This is a genomic window from Paenirhizobium naphthalenivorans, assembly GCF_007992095.1.
Lineage (GTDB): Bacteria > Pseudomonadota > Alphaproteobacteria > Rhizobiales > Rhizobiaceae > Allorhizobium > Allorhizobium naphthalenivorans.
Genome location: NZ_BJZP01000029.1, coordinates 40,737 through 52,030, shown reverse-complemented (window position 1 = coordinate 52,030; position 11,294 = coordinate 40,737). Strand labels below are relative to the sequence as shown.

Sequence of the window (11,294 nt, the reverse complement as noted above, 5' to 3'; positions counted from 1 at the left end):
TACGTGCTGGTCAAGGATGCCATGGCCAATCTCAGCCCCATTCCGGACCACCTTTCGGACGAACAGGTGCTGATGTGCCCCGACATCATGTCGACCGGTTTCTCCGGCGCGGAGAGTGGCGGTGTGAGGATCGGTGACACCGTCGTCGTCTTCGCGCTCGGACAGATCGGCCTGTGTGGGGTGGCAGGCGCCAAGCTGATGGGTGCTACGACGATCATCGGCGTCGACACGCTGGCCTCGCGCATGGAGGTGGCGAAGAAGCTCGGCGCCGATCACGTCATCGACTTCAAGGCCGGCGATCCGGTCGAGCAGATCATGGCGCTGACGGACGGACGCGGCGTCGATGTCGCCATTGAAGCGCTCGGCACGCAAGGGACTGGGCCTGAACCGCAGCGCCCTGCGCGAGGTCAACGCTTGCGACCACCGACATGCTAGAGCGCGTCCGCTTTACTCGGGGTCATATCCGCACGATTTGAAGTAGTTGGCGCATTCTTGTGGTTCGAACAGTGTGACGATCTGGCCGACCGTGTTCCATAAGCCCTCGACCGTTCGCTCGGCTTTGGCGCGCAAGACAGCTTTGAGCTTTGCAAAGGCCTTCTCGATGGGGTTGAAGTCCGGGCTGTAGGGCGGAAGGTAGAGTAACCGGCATCCCGCACCTTCGATTGCGTGACGCACTCCCTCCGCTTTATGTGCCGGCAGGTTGTCCATGATGACAATATCGCCCGGCGCCAAGGTTGGAATGAGAACCTGTTGCACATAGGCCTGGAACGCGACGCCGTTCATTGCGCCGTCGAGGACCATGGGCGCGGTCATGCCGGAGAGCCTGAGCGCTCCAGTAAACGTCGTTGTCTTCCAGTGCCCGTGCGGGATCGGGGAACGGCATCGTTCTCCACAAATGGCTCGTCCGCGAAGTCGTGACATTTTCGTGCTCAGACCTGTTTCATCGATGAAGACAAGGCGCGCCGGATCGAGATCGAGCTGGCCGTCGAACCAGTCCTGGCGGCGCTTCCAGAGATCGGGACGCTCTTGCTCCAGTGCATGTGCGGTCTTTTTTGAAAGTCCAGCCGTGCTTGCGGAGCCAGACATCGAGCGCGCTGCGACCGATCGATACGGCTCTTTCCGCGGCCAGTCGCAACACCATCTCGTTGAGGGTGATGTCCTTTTCCTCTTCGATCATGCCGATGATGAAGTCCTCATGAGCATTGAGGCGTGAGCCACCACGTCGGCCTTGCCTCAAAGGTGTCAACCGACCCGCCCGTGCGCTGGCGATCCAGGCGATGGCCGTTGAAATGCCAATTCCAAATCGGGCCGCTGCTGAGCGCGCCGACATGCCATCGCGTGACGCAGCCAGAACGCGGCTACGCAGATCGTCACTGAAAGCTCGGGTCATATTGCCTCCGACCAAATCACCAGTCGGGGTCATGGAATCAGAATTCGGCCATCAGGGGAATCCTAAACGCGATTCCGAGTTCAACAGACGTGCTCTAGGGACGAGCCTGCCGGTGAGCGCCTGCTGCGGCTCGATGGCGATCCGGACCGGAATGCGCTGAGCCAACTTGGTGAAGTTGCAGGTGGCGTTGTCGGCGGTGATGACCGAGAATTCTGACCCGGCGGCAAGCGCGAAACGCTCGATCCGGCCGGTGAATTTCTCCTGGCGCAGCGCGTCGCCGCAAAGGTCACCCTCTGCCTCGGCTGCATGCCGGCAAGCTGGGTTTCCGTGAAATTAGCGACCACCCAGACATGATCGGGCACAACCGAGCCTATCTGCGTGCCGCCCGAGACATATGGCCGACGCGGCCAGCCATCTCGCCGAGCGTGCCGCCCTGCGGCGCTGTGATGCGGGTATATGCAAGATCGATCTCCTGCACGAAATGCTGCGATCACCGATGAATGAATTGCTGCAAATCGCTCGCGGCTCGTTTTTCAGGTCACTCACCTGCCAGACGCGATGGAGCCCCCCAAACCTATCGCTTTTGAGTCTCAAACAACGGGAAGCGCAGTTCCACACGGGCTCCGCCTTCGGGCCGGTTGCCTAAAACTATAGTTCCGCCCTGCGCCTCCACAAGATTTCTCACCACCGCAAGGCCAAGCCCGGCACCACCGGTTTTGTGGGCGCGGGACGGTTCGGAGCGGACAAACGGTTCCAAAAGAAGATCGATTTCGCCTTCGGCAATCCCTGGACCCCTGTCTTCGACCAAGATGATTGCCATGTTGTCGCGCTCCTTTAGCGTCACATTTGCGATCTGCCCGTACTTCACGGCGTTGTCGACAAGGTTTGCAAGGATTCGCCTGACAGCAATGCGATCGGCGATCACGAGTATCTCTCGATCTGGCGGCAGGGAATTTAGGACCACGTTCCAGCCCGACGCCCCCAGTTCGACGGTCTCCTGCGCAACGAGGGCGACGAGATCCAGAAGTTCTTCATCGAGCGCGCCGACGCCTGCCCGCGCCGTCAGCAGAGCATTGTCGAGAAGATCGATCATATCGGCGATATCGCGGATTGCCTTCTCCCGCTCGGTCAGGTCGGATATTTGATCGATTCGCAGACGTAGACGCGTTGCGAAGGAGCGCACGTCATGCTGAATGCCGCTGATGAGCGCAAATCGGCTGCTGATCATCGATTGAAGCCGGTTCTGCAGCCGCTCGAATGCCTTCACGAGGGCGACTGTCTCTGGGGTTCTGGAAGGGATGTTGGTCAACTGCACCGGCTCTCCGGAGGAATCCATCCGGTCAACCGCCGCCGCCAGCTTTGTCAGCGGCCGGACTTCCCGATGGAGGAGGACGAAGGCCACGAGCGCAAAGAGCGTCCCCACCAGACCGGCGCCCAAACCGGCCGGAAGCCCGAACAGCGTCACGATGAACGGCGTCTTTGTTTCCAGTCGCGCGATGGCGCCATCGTCCAGCCGCACCCGAAACTCGATGGGGTCTATCGCTCCAGCCAACAAACGTGGCCGCCTGGCACCGGGTTCGGCTGCATCAAGTCTACGAATCGAGATCAGTCTCTCTCCCAGCGCGTTGCTGTAGGCGGCAAATTCCGGCAAATCTTCCATATGCTCGCGCAACGCCGGTTCCGGTGACACCATGCCAACTGGATCGATCGCAACGGTCAGGACGGATGAACTGATTGCTGCCGCCAATTTCTTACGCGCTTGCGGAGCGGCGTCCGACAAGACATCGGCCGCCATCAAAATCTGGGTGGCGGAGGGATAGGTGGAAATGCGGCTGAGGCCATTCGACCAGTAATAAAGTGCGACGAGCGCGATCCATGCGGTCAGAAGGAATGTCACGCCGATACCGAGGATCCGCGCGGATAGCCCGAGGCGCAACATCACGATAACTGCCGGACGGGCACCGTCAGCAGGTAGCCGCCGTTACGGACCGTACTGATCAGCGTGTTGCCGGGGCTCAGGCTCTCCAATTTCTTGCGCAGCCGCGAGACCAGGATGTCGACCGTCCTGTCGAGTGGATCGGCGTTGCGGCCATGTGTCCAGTCGAGAATCTGGTCGCGCGAAAGAACCCGGCGAGGGCGCAGCACAAAACATGTCAGAAGGTCGAATTCGGCGCTCGTCAGTGTTGCCGGCTCGCCATCCTCATCGATGAGCTGGCGGGCATCGAGATCGATGATGAAACGATCGAAGCTGTATCGACGGCTCGCAGCCTGAAGAGGCTGCGACTGGGTGCGACGAAGAAGGGCGCGCACACGTGCGAGGAGTTCGCGGGGACCGAAGGGTTTCGAAACATAGTCGTCGGCGCCGACCTCCAGCCCCACAACCCGATCCATCTCGTCGTTCTTGGCGGTCAGCATCAGTATGGGAAAAGCGCCTTCGGACCGCATGCGGCGACAAATCGACAGCCCGTCCTCTCCCGGGAGCATCAGGTCGAGGATGATCAGATCCGGCCGGACCCTGCGCAGGACGTCGTCCAGCTCGATTCCGTTTTCAGCCGTTCGGACGTCGAAACCTTCGCGCGACAGCAGCGCTGCGACGAGTCTTCTGATCTCCGGGTCATCATCCACGACGAGGATTGTACGTATCATTTCTTCCATGGCCGGAAATTGCACCGAAACCCGAGTGCGATCAAGGATGCGGAGGCCATTGCTACAATTCTCTACACGCGCGCAACAAAACCGAACATCTCGACATCAGCCGTTTATCGGCATGATACCGAAGGCGTCGAATCTTGTCCGCATGTCGACTGCACCCCAGCTTTCGGCATTCCTGCAAAGTCTCATGACAGAGAGGACAAGATCATGATGAAGCACATCACCGCTGCGGTTCTGGCCGGCACATTTGCACTGACGGCCGCCGCGGAAGCAAACGCGTGGAGCCGCGACCGTTCGGTGAGTGGCGCGAACGGAACCGCCTCGATGCATTCGAGCGGCGGCTGCTCGGGTGGTTCCTGCTCGCGCAATGTGACCCGCACCGGTTCGAACGGCAACAGCTATTCCCGGTCACGAACCCTAACCTGCCAGGGGGGCGGCTCCTGCAGCGGATCGGCGACCACGACAGGCCCGAACGGCAACACCGTCACCCGTCAGGGGAGTGTCAACTGGTAGTCGACCACAGCCAGTTCGCACCTTGATGAGCCGGCGGCGCGCCACCCCCCAGGAAGCCGCCGGCTTACAATTTTCCAACCATCTCGTGCGGTATTGAGGATTGACCATGCAGCCCTTTGACCCTTTGCATTCAATGCGATTCGGCGTTCTCGCTGTTGCGGCGTTTTTCATGCTGCTTGAATATCTGGTCGGCAGGCTCGCGCATCACGACCTCCATGATATCGGGGAAACGGCTGCGACATTCGGCGTTGCTGCTGGTCATGCCGTCATCCGTGGCCTGGAAGCGGCGATCGTCGCTCTGCCTTTCATGCTGGCTTACGAGCACCGTATGTTCAACCTGAACGCAGGAACGCTCGCCGGAGCGATCCTTCTCTTCCTTGCGGTCGATTTCATCTACTATTGGCACCATCGCGCCTCCCATCATATCCGCTGGCTCTGGGCCACCCATTCGGTTCACCATTCACCGACGCGTATGAACTTGACAGCGGCACTGCGCCTCAGCTGGACCGCCAATATCTCGGGACATTTCCTGTTCTATCTGCCGCTGGCTTTTCTGGGTTTTCATCCCTTCGCCATCGTCGCGGCGCTCGCAGCAAATCTCGCCTATCAATTTTTCCTGCATACCGAGCTCTCACCCCGTTTCGGGCCGCTCGAATGGATACTCAACACGCCTGCCCATCATCGGGTGCACCATGCCTCGGATGCTGAGTGCCTCGACAAGAACTTCGGCGGCACGCTGATCCTGTTCGACCGGCTGTTTGGCACCTTTGCGGAAGTGCCAAGTGGCAAGACGCTGACCTATGGTCTACGCGGCGGCGTGGCCTCGCACCATCCGCTGCGCATCGTGTTTTCCGAGTGGAGAGCGATGATGCGAGAGGCGCGAAAGGCTTCCACCTTCCAGCAAAAATTGGCGGTTCTCTTCTGCCCCGTCACACGCCGAAAGACATCAGCGGCCGCACCTCAACCGCCCGTAAGCGGGCGAACCATCGAAGCCCCCAGCAAAGGCTGATGCTTCCCTACAGACAGACAAATGAAAGGAAACGCTATGAGAGTCATCAGTCGCCTGAGCCTGGCCCATTGGATAAGCGTCGCTCTGGTCGCCACTGCCTTCGCAGCACCCGCCGCCATGGCTCAAAGCCAGATGACCCCGGAAATGCGGGCTCAGGCAAAGAAGGTCGTCCAGGCCTGCAAGGCGGATCTCAGGCAGTACTGCAAAGGCGTCCAGCCCGGAGGTGGCCGGATTGCCGCCTGCCTCCAGGCAAATCGGGCGAACCTGACGCCGACGTGCCAGGCCACACTCGCTGAAGCCCTTCCGAAGTGACGGCATGGACCAGATGGTGACAGATGCAGGCGCTGAGCAAGCGCGCACCGCCAAGAGCAAGGACGCCGGCAGAAAAGCCGGCGTCCCGCCGGACGGCGTCGCTCCTAATGAAACCATGCTCATCGGCTCCCGACCGCCCTCGCGCCCCGGCGGGCGGTTCAGACGCGTTGGTCTCGTCGTCATCGCGCTCGCCGCCATTTGCGCCGTCTGGCTGAGTAACCGCTATCTGGTCCCGCACACCGCCGAGCAATTCACCGTGAAACCAACCGACCTGACCATCGAATTGACCGGCCCGGGAACCCTGGACGCGACATGCACGAGCCTGGTCAGTTCACGGCTGCAGGGGGTGATCGCGACGATGCGCGTCGATCGCAACGACCGGGTCAACCAAGGGGACGTCATCGCCGAAATCGTCACTGACGACCTGAAGAGTGAGCTTAGCGCATCGCTGGCCTCGCTCGATGCTACCCGCAAGGCGGTCGATCTGGCGATCGCCGACCGCGAGCACGCCGAAGCGGCACTCGCCAATGCCCGGCAGAATTTCGCTCGCCAGAAGACGCTGCTCGAAAAAACGATCACAAGTCAGGAATCCTACGATACGGCGGTGGCCACGCTCCGGCAGGCTGAAGCCGATCTCAATCGATCGCAGGCGGCGATAGAGCAGGCCAAGGCTCAGGAAGCCTCAGCCGCCGCGACCGCCGAGGTCCAGCGGGTTAAACTCGATGAAGGAACCATTCGTGCACCCTTCGATGGCGTTGTCATCTCACGCGATCACTATGTCGGCGACACCATCACGCCTGGCATCGAGATCGTGCGCCTTGTCGATCCGGCTTCGGTCATCCTGTCGGCTCGCTTTGACGAGAGTTCGATCTATCGCCTTCGACTTGGTCAGAAGGCTGTCATTCGCTTCAACGGCGGCGGCAAGGATTCGTCGATAAAGGCGGCGGTTCTTCGCATTGATAAGCAAGTCGATACCGAAACGCGGGAATTTTCCGTCGATCTGCGCCCCGAAACACTGCCGCCGAATTGGGCCCTTGGTCAGCGCGCAATGACAACGATTGACGTTGACAACAAAAAAGGAGTTCTTGCCATTCCAGTTGGCGCAATCGAGAGACGGCAGGGGAAACCGGGCGCCTGGATTGTCGACAATGGCCGGGCGTATTGGATTGCCATAATGCTCGGGGACCGTGGCGGGCACTTTGTCGAAGTCGTACAGGGTCTTGAGCCGGGCGACGTCATCCTGAGCGAGCCGCAGGATGTGTATTACGGCATGAAGGTTGCCAAAGGTGAGGTGAGACGATGAATCTCGCCTTCAAGGACGTTAAATACAATTTCCTGCGCTTCCTGCTGACCATGGCCGGCGTCGGCTTCCTGATCATGGCGTCGATCGGAATGGTCGGCCTTTACCGCGGCATCGTCGAAGATGCGCTCCTCATTGTCGAGAAGATCGGTGCAGATCTCTGGGTGGTACAAGGCGGTCGAGCCGGGCCTTTCTCCGAAAGCTCCGCCGTTTCGTCGGACATGGACCGCCGCGTCGAGGGTATCACTGCCGTTTCTTCCGTCCGGCGTTTTGTCCAGATCAGTCAGCAGTTCAGCTTTGAGGGCCGAAATTTGCGCGCCTCCATCACCGGCCTCGATTTTCCGAAGGATCGCGGCCAGTGGGTTCAACTGCAACGAGGGCGATATCTGACCGCCGGGCATTTCGAGGCCATCGCCGACGAAAGCATCGGGCTTGCGCTGGGGGATCGGGTGCGCCTCGGTCAGGACGACTACCTGATCGTCGGCCTGACGCGCGACATGGTCGACGCCAGCGGCGACGGACTGATGTTCGTCACCGTCAACGATGCGATGGCGATCGCAAAGCGGCGCACCAGTGAGGAAGTTCTGCTGGCGCGCGCCGCCGCTGGCAGAATAGCCGCTGCGGACACCTCCGAAAGTTCCGTGCCGCAGGACAGCAAGATCGCCGCTGTGCTTGTCAGTCTCGACAAGGGTGCGGACGAGGATCAGGTTCGAACCGATGTCCTTTCCTGGGGCGATGCAAACATTCTCTCCCGCGCCGACCAGCGCGACCTTTTGCTGAACCAGCGTCTCTGGCGCCTCAGACTGCAGATTCTCGCCTTCACCGGCGTCCTGCTGGTGGTGATGGCGATCGTCATCTCGCTCATCATTTACACGCTGACGATCGAAAAGCTCCACCAGATCGCCATGCTGAAGCTCATCGGCGCGCGAAACAGTGTCATCGTCGCGATGATCGTTCAGCAGTCCTTTCTCATCGGCGCAGGGGCGCTGGTTCTCGGATTGGCAATGTCGAAGCTCGTGTTCCCGCTTTTCCCGCGAAGGATCGTCATTGATCCATGGGATTTTTCCGCGCTTGCGCTCGCAGTGGGGGCCGTCTGCGGCTTTGCGAGCATGCTCGGAATATGGAGAGCGCTGAAAGTTCGGGCACAGGAGGTACTGGCGTGACGGCAGAACCGATCCTGTCGGTGCGTGACACGGCGCGCTACTACCCCAGCGGCGACAGCATCGTCAAGGCGCTTGACGGGGTCTCGCTGGATATCCATGCCGGAGAACTGGTTGCAATCGTCGGGCCGAGCGGATCAGGGAAAAGCACGCTGCTTCTGATCGCGGGGCTCCTGGAACCGCCAACCAGCGGGGAGGTGAGAATTCGCGGCACCCTCGTCTCGAAGGCAGGAGAGAATCTCGACCGTTTGCGCGACTTCCGGCGGCGGAATATCGGGTTCGTGTTTCAAAAAGCAAATCTCATCCCTTTCCTGACGGCTTCGGAAAATGTGGCGCTGGCAATGGAAATAGACGACGTGCCTGCCGGCGATGCCCGTCGCCACGCCGAGCGCCTGCTGGCAGGGCTCGGTCTCGGACATCGCGTTGGCAATCGTCCGTCAAAGCTTTCCGGCGGTGAGCAGCAACGCGTGGCGATCGCCCGTGCCCTTGCCAACGATCCGACCTTGATCCTTGCCGATGAGCCGACTGCCGCGCTTGACAGTGCTCGGGGGCGTCAGGTCATCGAACTCTTCCGTCAGATTGCCGACACGAGGGGGGCTGCAATTGTGGTTGTGACACATGATCCTCGTTCACTGGATCTCTTTGACCGGACGATCGAGCTGACCGATGGACGAATCAGTGGCGAGCTTTCGCGGCAGGACCGCCTTCAGGCCCATTGATCCCGACCAATGCAACAAAAAGCTACAAATTTCTACGCCCGCGATATGGGGAAGAAATATCCACTGCCTAGCGTCATGCTCGGAAGGCTGCCCAGATGCGGCCTGTCGCAAAAGGATAGGGATATGATCAAAAGATTATGCATCGCGATTACCATGGTATTTGCCATGACGTCGATGGCCGCAGCGGCGACTGTCGCGGTCGCTACGGGCAACGTCAATCTGAGGGCCGGCCCTTCGACGAGATACCCGGTCGTCGTCGTGGTTCCGGCCGGCGCACGTATCGTCACCCACGGTTGCCTGCCGGGTTACACCTGGTGCGATATCGGTTTCGGCAGCTATCGAGGCTGGGTGTCGGCCCGCTATGTCCAGGTCATTTATAATGGTGCTCCTGTGATCCTGTCGCCGGCTGTTGCCGCCGGTGTCGGGGTTGCCGTCATTGCCTTCAACAATGCCTATTGGGACAACTATTACGCCAGCTATCCCTGGTACTATCGTGGCCCCGCCTATTACGGCCAGGCAGCCCGTAGCTGTGGGCCGAACGGCTGCTCTGGTACGGTGACAGGCCCCTATGGTGGCACCGCCTCCGGAGCCCGCGGATGTGGTCCGCGCGGCTGTGCGGGCGCCGGCACAATCACCGGCCCCAATGGGGGCAGCGTCCAGGGCGCCCGTAGATGCGGGCCCTACGGTTGCATCGGCGGCTATCGAGCCGTCGGTCCGAATGGCGGCACGCGAAGCGGCGTACGGCATTTTCGCTGGTAAAGGGAGGTGGCCCATGTCGTCTCACTCGTTGCGATGGACGCTGTTTCTGTTGACGTCAATTATTGCTGGTGCCGGTCCGTTTGGGCTGGCGCTTGCCGGCATGCCCGATAGCGAGTTCGAGGAGGAACCGGCGGAGTTTTTCTGCATGACGCCGGATGGTGGTCGGGGAGAGGCATGCGTCAGCCTCTATCTTGACGAGGATGGATACGAAGTCTGTCTTTTGGATAAGGCCGCGAAAACGGAGCGATGCATGAGCAACTATCGTCAGCCGGAGGATCGGGGCGAGGAGTATGATACTCTAGGGACCTCAGCCGTCCGCCTGATCGATTGCTCCCCTCCTTGGTACGGTGTTCTCTACGTTCGCCGGCAGGCGAAAGACTGATGCGTGCTTGTCACTCACGCTCGCCGCCCGAGGTAACCCATCCTGGAGGATCAAGTCACCGTGGGGCGCAAAAAGTGAATGTCTAAGAGATATCTGGTACTGGCTATCTTCATCGCTGCGCTGGGCGGCTGCGCTTCTTCGCAACCTCATCTTTATCAGGGCATCGCGTCGTCAGCGCAAATGTCTGTCAACAGCAACGACAGGTCGCAGAAGACGCCTTTTGCATTTGCGGGGGATCTGCGCAAACTGGCAAGCCACTCATCCGTTGTTCTCGAACCGATCGCGATCTACAGAGGTCCTGACAATCAATTCGACCGGCTATCGGGCGCGCAGATTCAGGAGTTGTCGGTCTATGCGGAGCGGACTTTTAGCGAAGCGCTTTCAAAACACGGGATACTCGCAGACCAGTCTAGTCCAACCGCGCTGCGACTCCGCATTGTCTTGACCGGCGCCCGCCTGAGCGTGCCCGTCCTTGGAACCGTGTCCAAAGTCACCCCCGTCGGCTTTGCGCTGAGCGGCGTGAAGGCGATGGCTGGTAAAGAAGGACGCTTCATCGGCGATGTGATTTACGTCGCCGAGTTTCGCGACGGTACGAGTGGGGAATTGCTCCAGGCCTATATTTCCAAGCAGTTTCCCAGTGCCGTCGATGTTGGAGCAAGCGTCAGGCCGCTCGATGCTGCCAAGATAGGCATTCGACAGGGCGCCGACACCCTGGCGAAGGACATAGCACAGCGTCTTTCCTCTGCACGGTGATCTTAGGTTGGCAACGCACAATTAATAGAACAGCAGCTCTACCCGGCCGCCGGGTGCCGCGATCGGCAGCGCTTACGCAGCCATCGCGCAGAATATCGCCTGTAGCGCGGAATCTACGGCGCTGGCAGGCCACGCCCGATGAAGACGAGCATCAAAGCCTACCCTATGGCACTCCAATGCCGCACGCGGTCGACCCACCGACGTAATCGTCCGGCGTTTGACATGTTGCGCGGTTTTGGCCGTTTTCGCTCAAGACCGACTGCAACATCTCGCCCCGGAGATTTCATCGCCGTGTGAGACGGGTCAGGACCGCCTCAGCGGTTCGCCTGGAGGAAGCCGGTTCTG

At 60.3% G+C, this 11,294-nt stretch carries 13 protein-coding genes; 10 read left to right on the top strand and 3 right to left on the bottom strand.

Translation table 11 applies throughout. The features are described from left to right. Positions 1-435 (top strand): zinc-binding dehydrogenase (locus RNA01_RS20125; RefSeq protein WP_147181946.1); only part of this gene is annotated, 435 nt, incomplete at its 5' end. A gap of 12 nt (positions 436-447) precedes the next feature. On the opposite strand, the gene RNA01_RS20120 is transcribed toward RNA01_RS20125, so the two are convergent. The 3 genes from RNA01_RS20120 to RNA01_RS20105 all read right to left on the bottom strand — a co-directional run bounded on the left by RNA01_RS20120 (position 448) and on the right by RNA01_RS20105 (position 4,045). Continuing rightward, positions 448-1,390 (bottom strand): IS630 family transposase gene (locus RNA01_RS20120; protein WP_170253584.1). Its coding sequence is split into 2 segments (ribosomal slippage): positions 448-1,054 and positions 1,053-1,390, totalling 945 coding nucleotides; the frame shifts between segments, so codons are not numbered across the junction. A gap of 574 nt (positions 1,391-1,964) precedes the next feature. Then, a complete protein-coding gene (locus RNA01_RS20110) occupies positions 1,965-3,329 on the bottom strand; it encodes a sensor histidine kinase (protein WP_147181951.1) in 1,365 nt (454 codons plus the stop codon). Next, on the bottom strand, positions 3,329-4,045 hold the full coding sequence (locus RNA01_RS20105) for a response regulator (protein ID WP_147181945.1): 717 nt from the start codon (positions 4,043-4,045) through the stop codon (positions 3,329-3,331). Before RNA01_RS20105 ends, RNA01_RS20110 begins: the two co-directional genes overlap by 1 nt. A gap of 204 nt (positions 4,046-4,249) precedes the next feature. Here RNA01_RS20105 and RNA01_RS20100 point away from each other — a divergent pair, with 204 nt between their 5' ends. The 9 genes from RNA01_RS20100 (at position 4,250) to RNA01_RS20060 (ending at position 10,949) form a co-directional block, all read left to right on the top strand. Beyond that, the gene (locus RNA01_RS20100) at positions 4,250-4,555 is read left to right on the top strand and encodes a hypothetical protein (RefSeq protein ID WP_147181944.1); all 306 of its coding nucleotides are present in this window, start codon (positions 4,250-4,252) and stop codon (positions 4,553-4,555) included. Positions 4,556-4,724: 169 nt separating this feature from the next. Further along, complete coding sequence (locus RNA01_RS20095; RefSeq protein ID WP_235916804.1) at positions 4,725-5,564, top strand: sterol desaturase family protein; 840 nt, start codon at positions 4,725-4,727, stop codon at positions 5,562-5,564. Between the two features lie 36 nt (positions 5,565-5,600). Beyond that, a complete protein-coding gene (locus RNA01_RS20090; RefSeq protein ID WP_235916802.1) occupies positions 5,601-5,876 on the top strand; it encodes a cysteine rich repeat-containing protein in 276 nt (91 codons plus the stop codon). Positions 5,877-5,880: 4 nt separating this feature from the next. After that, positions 5,881-7,179, top strand: coding sequence for an efflux RND transporter periplasmic adaptor subunit (locus RNA01_RS20085; RefSeq protein ID WP_147181941.1), 1,299 nt, complete (start codon positions 5,881-5,883; stop codon positions 7,177-7,179). Beyond that, positions 7,176-8,339: an ABC transporter permease gene (locus tag RNA01_RS20080; RefSeq protein ID WP_147181940.1), complete on the top strand. Its 1,164-nt coding sequence runs from the start codon at positions 7,176-7,178 to the stop codon at positions 8,337-8,339. The genes RNA01_RS20085 and RNA01_RS20080 overlap by 4 nt, the downstream gene beginning before the upstream one ends. Then, positions 8,336-9,055, top strand: coding sequence for an ABC transporter ATP-binding protein (locus RNA01_RS20075; RefSeq protein WP_147181939.1), 720 nt, complete (start codon positions 8,336-8,338; stop codon positions 9,053-9,055). The genes RNA01_RS20080 and RNA01_RS20075 overlap by 4 nt, the downstream gene beginning before the upstream one ends. 123 nt (positions 9,056-9,178) lie before the next feature. Continuing rightward, the gene (locus tag RNA01_RS20070) at positions 9,179-9,814 is read left to right on the top strand and encodes an SH3 domain-containing protein (RefSeq protein ID WP_147181938.1); all 636 of its coding nucleotides are present in this window, start codon (positions 9,179-9,181) and stop codon (positions 9,812-9,814) included. A 13-nt stretch (positions 9,815-9,827) separates the two neighbouring features. Next, positions 9,828-10,196, top strand: coding sequence for a hypothetical protein (locus RNA01_RS23780; protein ID WP_170253582.1), 369 nt, complete (start codon positions 9,828-9,830; stop codon positions 10,194-10,196). Positions 10,197-10,274: 78 nt separating this feature from the next. Continuing rightward, positions 10,275-10,949 (top strand): DUF3313 domain-containing protein, encoded by a 675-nt coding sequence (locus RNA01_RS20060; protein ID WP_147181937.1) that lies wholly within the window; start codon positions 10,275-10,277, stop codon positions 10,947-10,949. Positions 10,950-11,294 lie beyond the last annotated feature (345 nt).